Source organism: Pseudomonas sp. MT3 (assembly GCF_054720805.1).
On sequence record NZ_JBTVPY010000032.1, the window covers coordinates 13,782 to 28,808 of the forward strand.

General features: G+C 63.5%; 18 protein-coding genes. 10 read left to right on the forward strand and 8 right to left on the reverse strand.

Going from position 1 to position 15,027, the window contains the following annotated elements; all coding sequences use genetic code 11:
* Positions 1–57: 57 nt before the first annotated feature.
* On the reverse strand, positions 58–1,035 hold the full coding sequence (locus ACYCAX_RS24520) for an alpha/beta fold hydrolase (RefSeq protein ID WP_460249042.1): 978 nt from the start codon (positions 1,033–1,035) through the stop codon (positions 58–60).
* A 523-nt stretch (positions 1,036–1,558) separates the two neighbouring features.
* Positions 1,559–2,302, reverse strand: coding sequence for an SDR family NAD(P)-dependent oxidoreductase (locus ACYCAX_RS24525; RefSeq protein ID WP_041712401.1), 744 nt, complete (start codon positions 2,300–2,302; stop codon positions 1,559–1,561).
* A gap of 346 nt (positions 2,303–2,648) precedes the next feature.
* Between ACYCAX_RS24525 and ACYCAX_RS24530 the strand changes: the two genes are divergently transcribed.
* The 6 genes from ACYCAX_RS24530 (at position 2,649) to cyoE (ending at position 8,533) form a co-directional block, all read left to right on the forward strand.
* Positions 2,649–2,780, forward strand: coding sequence for a hypothetical protein (locus ACYCAX_RS24530; RefSeq protein ID WP_269078302.1), 132 nt, complete (start codon positions 2,649–2,651; stop codon positions 2,778–2,780).
* Positions 2,781–3,651: 871 nt separating this feature from the next.
* A complete protein-coding gene (gene cyoA, locus ACYCAX_RS24535) occupies positions 3,652–4,647 on the forward strand; it encodes a ubiquinol oxidase subunit II (RefSeq protein WP_041711732.1) in 996 nt (331 codons plus the stop codon).
* 6 nt (positions 4,648–4,653) lie between these two features.
* The gene (cyoB, locus tag ACYCAX_RS24540) at positions 4,654–6,633 is read left to right on the forward strand and encodes a cytochrome o ubiquinol oxidase subunit I (protein ID WP_460249043.1); all 1,980 of its coding nucleotides are present in this window, start codon (positions 4,654–4,656) and stop codon (positions 6,631–6,633) included.
* Positions 6,634–6,636: 3 nt separating this feature from the next.
* Positions 6,637–7,272, forward strand: a complete 636-nt coding sequence (gene cyoC / locus ACYCAX_RS24545; protein ID WP_294974889.1) for a cytochrome o ubiquinol oxidase subunit III — start codon at positions 6,637–6,639, stop codon at positions 7,270–7,272.
* Positions 7,272–7,634: a cytochrome o ubiquinol oxidase subunit IV gene (gene cyoD, locus ACYCAX_RS24550; RefSeq protein WP_460249045.1), complete on the forward strand. Its 363-nt coding sequence runs from the start codon at positions 7,272–7,274 to the stop codon at positions 7,632–7,634. Before cyoC ends, cyoD begins: the two co-directional genes overlap by 1 nt.
* Positions 7,635–7,645: 11 nt before the next feature.
* Positions 7,646–8,533 (forward strand): heme o synthase, encoded by an 888-nt coding sequence (cyoE, locus tag ACYCAX_RS24555; RefSeq protein ID WP_460249046.1) that lies wholly within the window; start codon positions 7,646–7,648, stop codon positions 8,531–8,533.
* A 205-nt stretch (positions 8,534–8,738) separates the two neighbouring features.
* On the opposite strand, the gene ACYCAX_RS24560 is transcribed toward cyoE, so the two are convergent.
* The 3 genes from ACYCAX_RS24560 to ACYCAX_RS24570 form a co-directional block, all read right to left on the reverse strand.
* Entirely contained in the window at positions 8,739–10,037 is a 1,299-nt protein-coding gene (locus ACYCAX_RS24560) for an NAD(P)/FAD-dependent oxidoreductase (RefSeq protein WP_460249047.1), read from the reverse strand.
* 53 nt (positions 10,038–10,090) lie between these two features.
* Positions 10,091–10,261: a DUF3094 domain-containing protein gene (locus ACYCAX_RS24565; RefSeq protein ID WP_017516731.1), complete on the reverse strand. Its 171-nt coding sequence runs from the start codon at positions 10,259–10,261 to the stop codon at positions 10,091–10,093.
* Between the two features lie 69 nt (positions 10,262–10,330).
* Positions 10,331–10,960 (reverse strand): DUF1780 domain-containing protein, encoded by a 630-nt coding sequence (locus ACYCAX_RS24570; RefSeq protein WP_015475730.1) that lies wholly within the window; start codon positions 10,958–10,960, stop codon positions 10,331–10,333.
* A gap of 109 nt (positions 10,961–11,069) precedes the next feature.
* Here ACYCAX_RS24570 and ACYCAX_RS24575 point away from each other — a divergent pair, with 109 nt between their 5' ends.
* The 4 genes from ACYCAX_RS24575 to ACYCAX_RS24590 all read left to right on the forward strand — a co-directional run bounded on the left by ACYCAX_RS24575 (position 11,070) and on the right by ACYCAX_RS24590 (position 12,964).
* Positions 11,070–11,486: a GNAT family N-acetyltransferase gene (locus ACYCAX_RS24575; protein ID WP_015475731.1), complete on the forward strand. Its 417-nt coding sequence runs from the start codon at positions 11,070–11,072 to the stop codon at positions 11,484–11,486.
* 2 nt (positions 11,487–11,488) lie between these two features.
* The gene (locus tag ACYCAX_RS24580) at positions 11,489–11,956 is read left to right on the forward strand and encodes an FAD/FMN-containing dehydrogenase (protein WP_460249048.1); all 468 of its coding nucleotides are present in this window, start codon (positions 11,489–11,491) and stop codon (positions 11,954–11,956) included.
* Positions 11,953–12,642, forward strand: coding sequence for an energy-coupling factor ABC transporter permease (locus ACYCAX_RS24585; protein WP_460249049.1), 690 nt, complete (start codon positions 11,953–11,955; stop codon positions 12,640–12,642). Before ACYCAX_RS24580 ends, ACYCAX_RS24585 begins: the two co-directional genes overlap by 4 nt.
* Positions 12,643–12,748: 106 nt before the next feature.
* Complete coding sequence (locus ACYCAX_RS24590; protein WP_460249050.1) at positions 12,749–12,964, forward strand: hypothetical protein; 216 nt, start codon at positions 12,749–12,751, stop codon at positions 12,962–12,964.
* A 316-nt stretch (positions 12,965–13,280) separates the two neighbouring features.
* Here the strand turns inward: ACYCAX_RS24590 and yacG are convergent, their stop codons facing one another.
* The 3 genes from yacG to ACYCAX_RS24605 form a co-directional block, all read right to left on the reverse strand.
* A complete protein-coding gene (gene yacG, locus ACYCAX_RS24595) occupies positions 13,281–13,484 on the reverse strand; it encodes a DNA gyrase inhibitor YacG (protein WP_460249051.1) in 204 nt (67 codons plus the stop codon).
* A complete protein-coding gene (gene coaE / locus ACYCAX_RS24600; RefSeq protein ID WP_460249052.1) occupies positions 13,481–14,089 on the reverse strand; it encodes a dephospho-CoA kinase in 609 nt (202 codons plus the stop codon). The genes yacG and coaE overlap by 4 nt, the downstream gene beginning before the upstream one ends.
* A gap of 65 nt (positions 14,090–14,154) precedes the next feature.
* A complete protein-coding gene (locus ACYCAX_RS24605) occupies positions 14,155–15,027 on the reverse strand; it encodes a prepilin peptidase (RefSeq protein WP_460249053.1) in 873 nt (290 codons plus the stop codon).

Here is a 15,027-nt window from a genome sequence, read left to right on the forward strand (position 1 = left end):
GGAACAGATCCGGAGCCTCGGGCTCCGGGTCCGTTCGCCGTGCCCGAGGCCAGTCGATCAATCCTTGATGAAGGCCAGCAGGTCGGCGTTGATGGTGTCGGCATGGGTGGTGCACATGCCGTGGGGCAGGCCGGGATAGGTCTTCAGCGTGCCGTGCCTGAGCAGCTTGATGGAGAGGCGCGCCGAGTCGTCGATGGGGACGATCTGGTCGTCTTCCCCGTGCAGCACCAGGGTCGGTACGGCGATCTGCTTCAGGTCTTCGGTAAAGTCGGTTTCCGAGAAGGCCGCAATACAGTCGTAATGGGCCTTGGCGCCGCCGTTCATGCCCTGGCGCCACCAGTTGTCGATCACTGCCTCCGAGACCTTGGCGCCCGGACGGTTGAAACCATAGAAGGGACCCGCTGCCACCTCGCGGTAGAAGTTCGAACGACTGGCGGCGAGTGCTTCGCGGAAGCCATCGAACACCTTCAGTGGCAGGCCGCCAGGGTTCTTCTCGGTTTGCAGCATGATCGGCGGGACGGCGCCGATCAGCACCGCCTTGGCGACGCGGCCGGCACCATGACGTGCGACGTAACGGGCGACCTCGCCGCCACCGGTGGAGTGACCGATGTGCACGGCGTTCTTCAGGTCCAGGTGCGCCGCCAGTTCAGCCAGGTCGGCGGCATAGGTATCCATGTCATTGCCTTGCGCCGTCTGTGTGGAGCGGCCGTGGCCACGACGGTCATGGGCGATCACGCGGTAGCCTCTGGCGAGGAAGAACAGCATCTGGTTATCCCAGTCATCCCCCGAGAGCGGCCAACCGTGGTGGAACACGATGGGCTGGCCGCTGCCCCAATCCTTGTAGAACAGCTGGGTGCCGTCGCGCAGGGTGAGATAGCCCGACCCTTGCTCCTTGCGGCGTGCACCCGTTGGGGGCGGGGCCAGGGCGGCGCTCGCCTGGCCCGCCAGCATGGGGACGGCCACCGCCAGAGTGGCGGCGGCTACGCCAGCGCTCATCAGGGCGCGGCGGGTGGTTCCTTGGGGCTCGTCGGTCATGGTGGATGCTCTCGTCAGGGTACCGCTCGCACGGCGAGTGGGGGCTGGTCCAATCCGCGCTCGAAGCGACTCTGCGGTCGCTGCGAAGGCCGGATTGCCGGTAGGCAAACCCTATTCGGTTGCTGGCGGCTCTCACCATCGTCCATAGGTATCGCGCCACCATACCTAGGTTTCGCGGAGGAGCGCCCCGGGACTGGGGGACTTATGCGATCTCATCGATCTACTGAGCGTAAGACCCGCTGCTGGAAAGGATGCGACGCTACTTTGCTCTACTTGCCGAACGCTACGCGGAAGAGAGCGTCTGCTGCCGGCCCTGGCTGCGTAAGAGCTTGGCCAGTCCTCTCGTTATCCTGCCATCGGCAGTTATGGCGGAGGCAATCCATGCAGCGTTTCGTCCGGGGCGAGTGTCGAGGTCAAACCTCGACTTTGCCGGGGGATATTGACTGCCCAGTTGCCGTTGCGCGGAGGCTATCGCCGATAGCGGACCACTGGGCGTAATCGAATACGCCCAGTTGCAGCCTGGTTACTGCAAGGTATAGCCGTTATCGACTACCAGGTCCTGACCATAGATTCCGCGCGATGCCGACGACAAGAGGAAGAGGATACTGTCGGCCACGGCATCCGGCTCCAGGAATGCTCCGCCGAGTAGCCGCCGGTTAACGCCGGTGGCGACTTCTGCCAACTGATCGTCGGGTAACCCCAGGGTGGACCAGATTGGCGTCGCCGTAGGCCCGGGCGACACAAGGTTGATCCGAACCCCCTGGCATGCCATCTCCACGGCCAAGGTTCGCACCTGGGCCTTCAGCGCGCTCTTGGAGGCTATATATGCGGCCAGACCAGGGAAGCTCAGTGCGGACAGGAATGTTCCGATGAATACCACTGAGGCTGATTTGGCAAACTGCTCGCGCAGCACGGCCAGGGTGTTCAGCGCACCAGCGCCATTGACCGCCCACTGCCGATCGAATGCCGTGACATCCAGCCCATCCGCAAGCTGAGCGATGCCCGCATTCGGTAGTAGACAGTCGATCTCTCCGTGCTGGCGTGCGCACTCGGCGAGGGCATCGAGATCGGCGCTACAGGTGACATCGCCCTGGAGCCATATCAGCCTGTCGCCATGCGTCAATTGCAACTCTTCCAATTCACCGAGGTGACGGCTCATTGTCAGCACCTTGGCTCCGCGACCCAACAGTGCCCGTGTCGCGGCCAGACCTATGCCGGAGCTAGCGCCCGTCACCACCGCGAAGCAGTTTGCGAATACGTCTGTCATTGTGTCCCCCTGCATTGTGTCCTCCTGATTGAATGGTGGGCTTGCCGCTCTCTGCTTGGCAATGTTGCCCATCCATGCCTTATCAGTAATCGTGCCAATTATTTTTATTTTTAAAATCAATAAGTTATTATTTTTATTTGGTCATTATGACTCTGATCTATATTGGTCAAATTGACACTTGATGAGTCGTAATGACAGCGAGTTCGTTGTGGCAGGCTGGACTCGCCCCTATCAACCGGTCCATCCGTTTGCATTCGACCTGACAGGTCATTGTGTCGACGGCCGAGGGCGTCTCGCAGAGGCTCGCCAGCGAGGGCCGCAGCGTCAGCCAGCGCGCGCCCCGAGCATGGCCGCGCGCTGGCTGATCCCGCGCCTGAGCGAGTTCTACCAGCTGGTGCGGGTGCATGACGGGAGCATCAACACCGGTGCACGCTGCGCCCTGGTCTATCCGGCGCGGAACATGGGCTTCTCTCGTTGAGCGGATCAGGAGACATCTCCGGCATGCCCACTTCGCTGCTTACGACCGGGCGGCGTGTCCCTGCGATGGGCGAGCATGCCGGTACGCTCGTCATAATTTGAACCAGTTTGTCGCTTGCAAAAGTTTCGATGCGTCGATGTGTCGCAGGCTGCGCAGGGCGTTTCAACAACTTTCGGAAAGGTTCTTGATCGCCGTCATGGCAAGGTCTTTGCCGAATGCTTAGGGGTGGCTTCCCGCTTTCTTGCCACCGCGCTGAAACCCGCATGATTCATGGAATTGACACATATCTGTGGCAGGTGTGGGCCGGCTGCTGACCGGGAATAATATCCTTTCAAATCTTGCGTGAATTGTTCGTTTCGTGAGCGATTCGGGGCGAGACTGTTTCTCGAATTGAGAAAATATCTTGTTAAAAATGAAAGGTCGGGGCCTTGAAAGGCATTTCTGAAATGCTTTGTAATACCTGCCGTCCATTTCCTACCCCCAAATCGCTGAGTCGCACTGACGCAGATCATGGCCAGTGTTCATCCTTTGGTGCAGCGGCATAACAACAGGGGGCTGCCATCGGTGGGCTCCTGTCATAAGACGAGTCGGGCAATCCGCTCGTGCATCCGGTGTGCGACGCGCGCGTTCTCACGAGCCGCCAGTCCAGACACCACACGCTGAATAACACGGAACGAATCAGCTGACGAAATCGGTTTCGCATCGCGAAGACCGGGCGGCCTCTCTTTGCCTGGAATCCGTGCGGCCGCGTTCGTGAATCCATGACAGCCCTGGCAGGCGGCTTGGAAAAGTCGCGGGTAACGAGTCGTCGAGTAGTGCATGGCGAGGATTCGTGGGCGGTGAAGCGATTTTCATCCACTAAGGCCGCAAGATGAAAAAAGAGCAGTACACAGGAATTTTGAAGAGACTTGCGTGGCTGCCGATGCTGATGCTCGGCGGTTGCAACATGGCGCTGTTCGACCCGAAAGGGCAGGTCGGCGCCGACGAGAAGTCCCTGATCATCACGGCAACCTTGCTGATGCTGATCGTGGTGGTGCCGGTCATCCTGATGACCTTCGCGTTCGCCTGGAAATACCGGGCTTCGAACACCAAGGCCACCTACATGCCGGACTGGTCCCACTCGACCAGGATCGAGCTGGTGGTATGGCTGGTTCCCTGCCTGATCATCGCCGTGCTCGGCTGGATCACCTGGGAGAGCACCCACAAGCTGGACCCGTACCGTCCGCTGGACTCCGAGGTCAAGCCGGTGACCATCCAGGCCATCTCGCTGGACTGGAAGTGGCTGTTCATCTACCCGGAACAGGGTATCGCCACCGTCAACGAAATCGCCTTCCCGAAAGACACCCCGGTGAACTTCCAGATCACCTCGGATTCGGTGATGAACTCCTTCTTCATTCCGCAGCTGGGCAGCCAGATCTACTCCATGGCCGGAATGATGACCAAGCTGCACCTGATCGCCAACGAAGAAGGCGTGTTCGACGGCATCTCCGCGAACTACAGCGGCGGCGGCTTCTCGGGCATGAAGTTCAAGGCCATCTCCACCTCCGAGCAGGGCTTCCAGGAGTGGGTCGCGAAGGTCAAGGCCTCGCAGCAGACCCTGAACCTGGAGCAGTACCCGGAGCTGGTCAAGCCGACCGAGAACGTCCCGGCGACCTACTTCGCAACCGTCAGCCCCGAGCTGTTCTCCCACGTGCTGAACAAGTGGGAGCACGCTGGCCACGCGATGGCCAAGGCCCACGAGGCCAAAGAACAGGCCGAGAAGGGCGAGCACGGCGAAGCAGCGCATGACGAGACCGCCATGGCGGGCCACGACATGAGCAACATGCAAGGCATGCCTGGCATGCAAACGAATCCGAGCCAGGAGTAAGCGCAGATGTTCGGGAAACTGACACTGTCGGCCGTGCCGTATCACGAGCCGATCATCGTCATCACGCTGGCCGTCGTCGCCCTGTTGGGCCTCGGTGTGTTCGGCGCGATCACCTACTACCGCAAGTGGACCTACCTGTGGACCGAATGGCTGACGTCCATCGACCACAAGAAGATCGGCGTGATGTACATCATCGTCGCGCTGATCATGCTCCTGCGCGGCTTCGCCGACGCCATCATGATGCGCGGCCAGCTCGCGCTGGCTGAAGGGGCCAACCACGGCTACCTGCCGCCGGAACACTACGACCAGATCTTCACCGCTCACGGCGTGATCATGATCATCTTCATGGCCATGCCCTTCATGACCGGTCTGATGAACCTGGCCGTGCCGCTGCAGATCGGCGCGCGCGACGTGGCGTTCCCCTTCCTGAACTCCCTGAGCTTCTGGCTGCTGGTCGTCAGCGCCATGCTGGTGAACGTCTCGCTGGGCCTGGGTGAATTCGCCCGTACCGGCTGGGTCGCTTACCCGCCGCTGTCCGAGCTGGCCTATAGCCCGGGCGTGGGTGTGGACTACTACATCTGGGCGCTACAGATATCGGGTATGGGTACCTTGCTCACGGGTATCAACTTCCTGGTGACCGTGTTCAAGATGCGTACCCCCGGCATGAAGCTGATGCAGATGCCGATCTTCACCTGGACCTGCACCTTCGCCAACATCCTGATCGTTGCGTCGTTCCCGATCCTGACCGCGGCCCTGGGCCTGCTGTCGCTGGATCGCTACTTCGACATGCACTTCTTCACCAACGAGCTGGGCGGCAACGCCATGATGTACATCAACCTCTTCTGGGCCTGGGGCCATCCTGAGGTGTACATCCTGATCCTGCCGGCTTTCGGTATCTTCTCCGAAGTCACCGCGACCTTCGCCGGCAAGCGCATGTTCGGCTACACCTCGATGGTGTGGGCGAGCGCCGCGATCACCTTCCTCGGCTTCACCGTGTGGCTGCACCACTTCTTCACCATGGGTTCGGGCGGCGACGTCAACGGCTTCTTCGGCGTGGCGACCATGCTGATCTCGATCCCGACGGGTGTGAAACTGTTCAACTGGCTGTTCACCATCTACCGTGGCCGCCTGCGCTTCGACACCCCGATCCTGTGGACCCTGGGCTTCATCATCACCTTCACCATCGGTGGCATGACCGGCGTTCTGCTGGCCATTCCGGGTGCTGACTACCTGCTGCACAACAGCCTGTTCCTGATCGCCCACTTCCACAACACCATCATCGGTGGCGCGGTGTTCGGCTACCTGGCGGGCTTCGTCTTCTGGTTCCCGAAAGCCTTCGGCTTCAAGCTGGACGAGAAGTGGGGCAAGCGTTCCTTCTGGTGCTGGCTGGTCGGCTTCTACATGGCCTTCATGCCGCTGTACATCCTCGGCTTCATGGGCATGACCCGTCGCCTGAACCACTACGAAAACCCGATGTGGCAGCCGTACATGGTGGTGGCATTCTGCGGCGCCGTGCTGATCTTCTTCGGTATCGCCTGCCAGCTGATCCAGCTGTTCGTCTCGATCAAGAACCGCGACAAGCTGGCCGACCTGACCGGCGACCCGTGGGGCGGCCGCACCCTGGAGTGGTCCACTTCCTCGCCGCCGCCGTACTACAACTTCGCCGAGCTGCCGCACGTCAACGACGTCGACGCGTTCCACGAGATGAAGCAGACCGGTACCGCGTACCGCAAGCTGCCGGCCTACGCGCCGATCCACATGCCGAAGAACACCGCCGCTGGCTTCTCCATCGCCGTGTTCGCCTTCCTCTTCGGCTTCGCCGCCATCTGGCACATCTGGTGGCTGGTGGGTGTCGGCTTCGTCGGCATGATCGCTTCGGTCATCGTGCGCAGCTACGTCACCGACGTGGACTACTACGTCCAGCCGGATGAGATCGAGCGCATCGAAAACGCCAACTTCCAGAAACTCGCCACTGCGCAGGTATAAACCATGTCCACGGCAGTACTGAATCAACACCTGGTCGATGCGCACGAAGCGGCGCACGAACACGACCATGACCACGCCCACGACAGCGGCGGCATGACGGTCTTCGGCTTCTGGCTGTACCTGATGACCGACTGCATCCTGTTCGCGAGCGTCTTCGCCACCTACGCCGTGCTGGTCAACCACACGGCCGGCGGCCCCAGCGGCAAGGACATCTTCGAACTGCCCTACGTGGCCGTCGAAACCGCGATCCTGCTGATCTCCTCCTGCACCTACGGCCTGGCCATGCTGGCTGCGCACAAGGGTGCCAAGGGCAAGGCCATCGCCTGGCTGGGCGTGACCTTCCTCTGCGGCGCCGCGTTCATCGGCATGGAACTCAACGAGTTCCATCACCTGATCGTCGAAGGCTTCGGCCCGAGCCGCAGCGCCTTCCTGTCGTCCTTCTTCACCCTGGTCGGCATGCACGGCCTGCACGTAAGTGCCGGCCTGCTGTGGATGCTGGTGCTGATGGCGCAGATCGGCACCCGTGGCCTGACCGCGCAGAACAACACCCGCATGATGTGCCTGAGCCTGTTCTGGCACTTCCTGGACATCGTCTGGATCTGCGTCTTCACCGTCGTCTACCTGATGGGGGCTCTGTAATGACCGCTGCTGCACATCATCACGACTCCCACGGTGCCGGCCACGGCGACCACGGCGCCGGTCACGGCAGCCTGGGTTCGTACGCCATCGGCTTCGTGCTCTCGGTGATCCTGACCGCAATCCCGTTCTACATGGTCATCGACGGTAGCTTCTCGCGTCACGCCACCCTGCTGACCATGGTGATCCTGGGCCTGGTGCAGGTCGTCGTGCACCTGATCTGCTTCCTGCACATGAACTTCAGCTCCGAAGGCCGCTGGAACGTCATGGCATTCATCTTCACCGCCATCATCATCCTGCTGGTGGTCGGTCTGTCGCTGTGGATCATCTACACCGCAGACACCCTGATGATGCCGATGCCCTGAGGGCCGATGCCGTGAAACTCAAGCGTTATCTGCTGGTCGCCAAGCCGGGCATCATCTTCGGCAACCTGATCGCGGTGGCGGGGGGATACTTCCTCGCCGCCCGCGGCAGCGTCGACCCGATGCTGCTGCTGGCCACCGTGATCGGCCTGTCCCTGGTCGTTGCCAGCGGTTGTGTGTTCAACAACTGCATCGACCGCGACATCGATCGCTTCATGGAGCGTACCCGCAGCCGTGTCACCGTGACCGGGCAGATCTCGCTGAAGGCCGCCCTGGCCCACGGCGTGGTGCTCGGTGTGGCGGGCTTCGGCCTGCTGGCGTGGAAGACCAACGTGCAGGCGACCCTGCTGGCGGCGTTCGGCTTCTTCGTCTACGTCGTGCTCTACAGCCTCTGGCTCAAGCGCAGTTCGGTCTACGGCACGCTGGTCGGCAGTCTCTCCGGAGCCATGCCGCCGGTGGTGGGCTACTGCGCCGCCAGCGGTCACTTCGACATGGGCGCGGCGGTGCTGCTGCTGATCTTCTGCCTCTGGCAGATGCCGCACAGCTACGCCATCGCGATCTTCCGCCTCAACGACTACCGCGCCGCCGGGATTCCCGTGCTGCCGGTGGAGCGGGGCATCGAAGCGACCAAGAAGCAGATCCTCTACTACGTGGTGGCCTTCGGCCTGGCGACCCTGCTGCTGACCGTCACCGGCTTCGCCGGCTACGGCTACCTGGTGGTAGCGCTGGCCGTCAGCGCCTGGTGGCTGTTCATCGCGGTGAAAGGCTTCAGTGCCGAAGACGACCGTCGCTGGGCCCGCCAGCTGTTCGCCTTCTCCATCATCGCGATCAGCGTGCTGAGCCTGATGATGTCCATCGACTTCCAGGCCATCCCGGCCCAGTCGATGCTGGCGGCGCTGTAAGGCTGCTCTGCTGCAACGAAAAAGCCGCCCCCGAGGGGCGGCTTTTTTGTGCCTGGCATTCCAGGCAACGTGCGGTTGTAGGAGCGAGCTTGCTCGCGAACCGCCCGAGCGTAGGAGCGGCCGGGAAGAGCGTTCGCGAGCAAGCTCGCTCCTACAGGGGGCACCACCGAGCGGTATTAGGCGGTACGTAGGATGGGGTCAAGCCTCAGTGCAGCTTCAAGCGCGGCTCGGTACTGCGCCCGATGCGGTCCGCAATCATCAGCAGCGCCGTGCGGAACGGCCCGTACAGCGCCACCTGGTGCATGCGGTACAGCGACACGTAGAACATCCGCGCCAGCCAGCCCTCGAGCTTCACGCTGCCCATCAGGTTACCCATCAGGTTACCCACCGCGCTGAAACGCGACAGCGAGATCAGCGAGCCGTAGTCGGTGTAGCGGTACTCCGGCAGCGGCTTGCCGTCCAGGCGCGCAACGATGGCCTTGGCCAGCAGGGACGCCTGCTGGTGCGCGGCCTGGGCGCGCGGAGGCACGCTGCGTTCGCTGCCATCGCCCATCGGGCAGGCGGCACAGTCGCCGAAGGCGAAGATGTCGTCGTCGCGGGTGGTCTGCAGGGTAGGGCGGACCACCAACTGGTTGATGCGGTTGGTCTCCAGCCCGTCGATGTCCTTGAGCAGGCTCGGCGCGCGGATGCCCGCCGCCCAGACCTTCAGGCTCGCCGGAATGAACTCGCCCACCGCCGTGCGCAGGCCTTCTACAGTCACTTCCTGCACCGCCGAACCGGTGAGCACGCGCACGCCGAGTTTCTCCAGCGTCTGATGCACCGGGCGGCTGATGCGCTCGGGCAATGCCGGCAGTACGCGCGGGCCGGCCTCGATCAGGGTGATGCGCATGTTCTGTGGCTGGATGCCGGTCAGGCCGTAGGCCGCCAGCTCCTGCGCGGCGTGGTGCAGCTCGGCGGACAGCTCGACGCCCGTAGCACCCGCGCCGACGATGGCGACGCTGATCTGGTCGTCCTTGTCCTGCCCGGCGTGGGCGCGCAGGTAGTGGGTCAGCAACTGCTTGTGGAAGCGCTCGGCCTGCTCGCGGGTGTCCAGGAAGATGCAGTGGTCCGCGGCGCCCTGGGTGCCGAAATCATTGGTGGTGCTGCCGATGGCCAGGACCAGGGTGTCGTACTCCAGAGCGCGCGCCGGCACCAGTTCCTCGCCCTGCTCGTCGAGCGTCGCGGCCAACTGGATGCGCTGGCTCGCGCGGTCCAGGCCAATCAGGCGGCCGAGCTGGAATTCGAAGTGGTTCCATTTCGCCTGGGCGACGTAGTTCAGCTCATCCTCGGAGGAGTTGAGCGAGCCGGCGGCGACTTCGTGCAGCAGGGGTTTCCAGATGTGGGTGAGGTTGGCGTCGACGAGCGTAATGCGCGCGCGGCCCTGTTTACCCAGGGTGCGGCCGAGACGGGTCGCGAGCTCCAGCCCGCCGGCGCCGCCGCCGACGATCACGATACGATGGGACATGCTGCATTCTCATAGCTTAAGGAATCCTGTATCGGCCCGTGGCGGCACGGCGCTCACGCAAGGTAGGCCAGGAGGCGGCTCAGCAAACCCAGGGCGATGACCACAGCGAGCAAGGCTCCCATCATCAGCCAGGGTTTGAACGGCGCGCGTTGGACCTGGTGGACGGGAGAGCTGAGGTACTGATCGACCTTCTGCTGGTCTTCGGGGCTCAGGCGACTGGGCATGGGCGGCCTCCGTTTATAATGTCGACCATTCTAGTAGGGCTTGGACGGCCCCTCAATGCACTCGGGACATCAGAGCCCCATGCCCATGTCGAACAGCACCGTGCGGCCAAGGCTGCCGCGCAGGAAATCCGGGGCATCGGTATGGGCGAACAGCACCCGGGCAAAGGTGGGGCCAACGATCGACAGCGAACGCCAGCCCTGGCGCAGGTATTCCGTGGGTGGCGGAAAAGGGGTGTTGAAGTCCGCCGTCTCGCGCTTGAGGCTGACGAAGGCGAGCAGGTCCAGATCGCTCAGGTCGATGCCGCGCTCGCTGTAGTTGTGCGCCTTCTTGCGCAGCGTCGGCGCCAGGCGTGCCTGCAGGTCTGCGCAGGGGATCCGCCGTGGACGCTGCTCGCGGCGAATCAACTGGTTGAGGCTCTGCGCCATGCGCCGGCGCAGCAGCTCCTCGCGCCATTCCTCGTTGAGCCGGCGGCCCTGATCGAGCACGAAGAACACCTCGAAGCTGGCATCGCGGAACAGCACGTCCGGCGGCTGTTGCGTCGGCTCGATGAAGTCTTCCTGGCGATACGGCACCTTCAGCGCCTGCAGCAGACGCTGGCAGGCCCAGCACTCCCGCTCCCACTTGCGGGCATTGGAGAGAAGGTCGTTGGCTTGTTCCGCCTGGCGGGTCAGCAGGCGCAGGTAGTCGGACTCATTCATGCCTTCAGCATAGTTGCTACGCATCGAGAGGGCTTCACCCAGTCGACGGGGCGGCGATGGGACGGGTGCCCGGTGTAGACTGTCGCGAGCCATGACACCGAGGTTGCAGATGCTGCTTCGCTCCGCCGTTCCCGACGATCACGCCGCCCTGCACGCCCTGTGGGAGCGCACGCCGGGCATCCAGTTGCGCCGTGACGACGACTACGAGCCTTTCGCCGCCTACCTGCGGCGTAATCCCGGCCTGAGCCTGGTGCTGGAGGACGGGGGCCAGGTGATCGGCAGCCTGTTGGCCGGCCACGACGGGCGCCGGGGTTATCTCCAGCATCTGGCGGTCGACGAGGCTTTCCGTGGGCGGGGGCTGGCGCGGGCGCTGCTCGACGAAGCCTTGGCCCGCCTGGCGCGCGAAGGTATTGGCAAGTCCCACGTCTTCGTACTCCGGGACGCTCCCCAGGCCCTGGCATTCTGGGATGCCCAGAGCGGATGGGGACGGCGCGAGGATCTACAGGTTTTTTCCGTTGGAGGTTGAGCGTGAAACGATTGCTGAGCGGAGTGCTGTTCCTGCTGCTGTCGAGCGCCGCGCTGGCGCAGGGCGCGGGCATGGCGAGCGGCTGGACGTTGCTGGACCAGTTCGACAAACCCTACACGGCCGACGCCGGATTGCAGCTGGTCCTGATCGCCCGTGACATGACCGGCAACAAGCTGGTCAAGTCCGCGCTCGAAGGTCGCCCCGCCGGCTACCTCGAGGCCCGGCACGCCGTGTTCGTCGCGGACATCAGCCGCATGCCGGCACCGATCTCGGCGATGTTCGCCGTGCCCGCCATGCGCGATTACCGCTACCGCGTTCTGCTCGACCGCGACGCGCGCATCGCCAGCCGCTTCGACGCCCAGCCGGACGTTGTGACCTGGCTGCGGCTGGAGCGGGGCAAGGTGGTCGACACCCGCCGTTTCGATAATGCCCAGGCGCTGCGCCAGGCGCTGGAGCAGGGGGCGCCGTGATTGCCGCACAGTTGCTGTCCGAGGAAACCCTCGAGCTGGGCTGGGCGATCTATCTGCCCATCGTCGCCTGGGCCGCCTGGCGCGCGCCCTGGCTGGAGCTGATCAGCGACTTCCGCCGCCAGCACCTAGTGTTCGGCACCATGCTCGCCCTGTTCCTGTTGTGGTTGGTGCGCCGGGATTTCGCCTCGGGCCTGTCCTTCCACTTCATCGGCATGACCGCCGTGACGCTGCTGCTCGACTGGCCGCTGGCGATCATCGTCGGGCTGGTGGCGCAGATCGGCCTGTGCGTGATGGGGCGGCAGGACTGGGCGGCCATCGGCATCAACGGCATTCTGCTGGTGCTGATTCCGGTGCTGATCACCGAGCTGGCGGCGATCTTCGTCGAGCGCCGGCAACCGCGGAACCTGTTCGTCTACATCTTCTGCTCGGGGTTCTTCCCCGCGGCGTTGGCTGCAGTCTGCAGCCTGCTGCTCGGGCTGGGGCTGCTGTGGATGGACGGACTGTTCCCCATGCCGCCGTGGATCGAGGACTTCATCGGCTACCTCTGGCTGATCATGTTCCCCGAGGCCTTCATCAACGGCACCATCGTCACCGGTCTGGTGGTGTTCTATCCGGACTGGCTGGAAACCTTCAACCGTACGCGCTACCTGCAGGCTCCGTGGAAGGACGACGATGAGTCGCGCTGATGTTCGGCCATCGGCCAGGTGCATCGCCGCCGTCGGTTGATCCAGGTCAGTTCGGATGCGTCCTGCGATCGGGGAAGCTGGCCCCCCATTCGCGAGGAGATTGTCGATGAGCATTCACAGCTGGGCAGAGCAACGCCTTCACGAGTTGCTGATCGAGGCGGAAGCGGCGGGGCAGGACCCGCAATTGGTGGTGCGCGCCCTGCTCAGCGCGGTGGTACAGGCCAACGCGCAGGTGCGTACCGAGGAAGACCTGGGGCACGAGCTGCACTTCCTCGCCGATAATCTGGACGAGGATCGCGATTACGCCTTCATGCGTCCCTGAATGAAGATGCCGCCTCGAAAGGCGGCATTTTTCTCTTCGTTGCTTTTCGTAGGAGCGAGCTTGCTCGCGAACGGACTCCGCTGCGGGGCTGGTTCGCGAGCACGCTCGCTCCTGCAGAAAGGCTGTCCGCGTTGCCCGGTCAGTGTCCACGCGGCTTTTCCAGGTCGCCGGAGAACAGCTCGTCTTCCAGGGCTGTAAGGCGAATAACTATGCATGGGCTGACGTGTAGGAGCGAGCTTGCTCGCGAACGGATTCCGCTGCGGGGCTGGTTCGCGAGCAAGCTCGCTCCTACAGAAAGGCTCTCCGCGTTGCCCGGTCAGTGTCCGCGCAGCTTTTCCAGGTCGCCGGAGAACAGCTCGTCTTCCAGGTTGTCGCCGGGGATGGCATGTTCCTCCGCCGCCCAGGCGCCAAGGTCGATCAGCTTGCAGCGATGCGAGCAGAAGGGACGGAACTCGCTCTTCGCGCTCCACTCCACGGGGGCGCCGCAGGTGGGGCATTCCACTGTCATGGGTTGGCTCATGGTTGCCCTCCACGCAGGCCGAGATAGAACTGATGCAGACGCTCGACCTGCTGGTGCAGGTGCGCGAGATCGCCATCGTTGAGCAGCACGTCGTCCGCGTGCCTGAGTCGGTCTTCGCGCACGGCCTGGGCCTTGAGGATCGCGCGGACCTGTTCTTCGGACACCTTGTCCCGACGCATGGTGCGTTCGAGTTGCAGGTGTTCCGGGGTGTCCACCACCAGCACCCGTTGAGCCATCCGGCGCTGCCCGGACTCCACCAGTAGTGGTGAAACCAGGATGGCGTACGGCGATTCGGCGCGCGCCAGGTTGGCGGCGATTTCTTCGCCGATCAGCGGGTGCAGCAGTCGCTCCAGCCAGCGGCGCTCCTCTTCCGAGGTAAAAATGCGTTCGCGCAGTGCCGCGCGGTTGAGCTGGCCGTCCGGCAGCAGCACCGCGTCACCGAAGCGGTCGACGATCTTGGCAAGGGCAGGGCGGCCGGGTTCGACCACCCAGCGCGCGGCATGATCGGCGTCCACCATGTGCACGCCCAGCGCGGCAAAATGTTCGGCGGCGGCGCTCTTGCCGCTGCCGATACCGCCCGTCAGGCCCAGAATCCAGGGTTTCATGGCACTCCTTCTTGCCGGCCCCGTGGCCGTCACAGCGCGCCGAACGGATTCGGCGCGGGAGAAGGCTAGTGGAAACCGGCGAACTGCAGATAAGTCGCGGTTATTTGATCACCCCAGAGCAGCGCAATCCAGCCGGCAATGGCGAGATAGGGCCCGAAGGGGATCGGCGTGCCGGTTTCGGCCTTGCGCAGGCGCAGGGTGATCACGCCAAGGACGGCGCCCACCAGCGACGACAGCAGGATGGTCAGCGGTAGCACCTGCCAGCCACCCCAGGCGCCGACCATCGCCAGCAGTTTGAAGTCCCCGTAACCCATGCCTTCCTTGCCGGTGAGCAGCTTGAACAGCCAGTACACCGACCACAGGCTCAGGTAGCCGAACACCGCGCCCCAGAGCGCATCGCCCAGGTTGGTGAACAGCCCGAAGTAGTTGGCGATCAGTCCCAGCCACAGCAGCGGCAGCACCAGCGCATCCGGCAGCAACTGGTGATCGACGTCGATCATGCTCATCGCCAGCAGCCCCCAGCCGAGCAGCAGCATGGCGCCGGCCTGCCAGCCGAAACCATAGTGCCAGGCAATGAAGGCCGAGAGCGCGCCACAGGCCAGCTCGATCAGCGGATAGCGCTTGCTGATGGGGGTCTTGCAGGAGGAACACTTGCCGCCCAGCACCAGGTAGCTCACCACCGGGACGTTTTCCCAGGCCCTGATCTCGTGGCCGCAATGCGGGCACTGGGAGTTCGGCAGGACCAGGTTGTAGATGGGCTGCGGCTCGCCCGCGGGCAGCTCCAGCGCCTCGCGCGCCTCGCGCTGCCAGTCCCGCTGCATCATCCGCGGCAGGCGGTGGATGACCACGTTGAGGAAGCTGCCGACCAGCAGGCCGAGCAGCAGGGCGCATAAAACAAAGGCCAGCGGGGTGCTGGCCAGGAAGTTGAAGACAGACAT

Bases quoted from the DNA above. Each gene is read 5' to 3' on its own strand.
- ACYCAX_RS24520 (WP_460249042.1), bottom strand. From the start codon at position 1,035: ATGACCGACGAGCCCCAAGGAACCACCCGCCGCGCCCTGATGAGCGCT.
- ACYCAX_RS24525 (WP_041712401.1), bottom strand. From the start codon at position 2,302: ATGACAGACGTATTCGCAAACTGCTTCGCGGTGGTGACGGGCGCTAGC.
- ACYCAX_RS24530 (WP_269078302.1), top strand. From the start codon at position 2,649: ATGGCCGCGCGCTGGCTGATCCCGCGCCTGAGCGAGTTCTACCAGCTG.
- cyoA (WP_041711732.1), top strand. From the start codon at position 3,652: ATGAAAAAAGAGCAGTACACAGGAATTTTGAAGAGACTTGCGTGGCTG.
- cyoB (WP_460249043.1), top strand. From the start codon at position 4,654: ATGTTCGGGAAACTGACACTGTCGGCCGTGCCGTATCACGAGCCGATC.
- cyoC (WP_294974889.1), top strand. From the start codon at position 6,637: ATGTCCACGGCAGTACTGAATCAACACCTGGTCGATGCGCACGAAGCG.
- cyoD (WP_460249045.1), top strand. From the start codon at position 7,272: ATGACCGCTGCTGCACATCATCACGACTCCCACGGTGCCGGCCACGGC.
- ACYCAX_RS24560 (WP_460249047.1), bottom strand. From the start codon at position 10,037: ATGTCCCATCGTATCGTGATCGTCGGCGGCGGCGCCGGCGGGCTGGAG.
- ACYCAX_RS24565 (WP_017516731.1), bottom strand. From the start codon at position 10,261: ATGCCCAGTCGCCTGAGCCCCGAAGACCAGCAGAAGGTCGATCAGTAC.
- ACYCAX_RS24570 (WP_015475730.1), bottom strand. From the start codon at position 10,960: ATGAATGAGTCCGACTACCTGCGCCTGCTGACCCGCCAGGCGGAACAA.
- ACYCAX_RS24575 (WP_015475731.1), top strand. From the start codon at position 11,070: ATGCTGCTTCGCTCCGCCGTTCCCGACGATCACGCCGCCCTGCACGCC.
- ACYCAX_RS24590 (WP_460249050.1), top strand. From the start codon at position 12,749: ATGAGCATTCACAGCTGGGCAGAGCAACGCCTTCACGAGTTGCTGATC.
- yacG (WP_460249051.1), bottom strand. From the start codon at position 13,484: ATGAGCCAACCCATGACAGTGGAATGCCCCACCTGCGGCGCCCCCGTG.
- coaE (WP_460249052.1), bottom strand. From the start codon at position 14,089: ATGAAACCCTGGATTCTGGGCCTGACGGGCGGTATCGGCAGCGGCAAG.
- ACYCAX_RS24605 (WP_460249053.1), bottom strand. From the start codon at position 15,027: ATGTCTGTCTTCAACTTCCTGGCCAGCACCCCGCTGGCCTTTGTTTTA.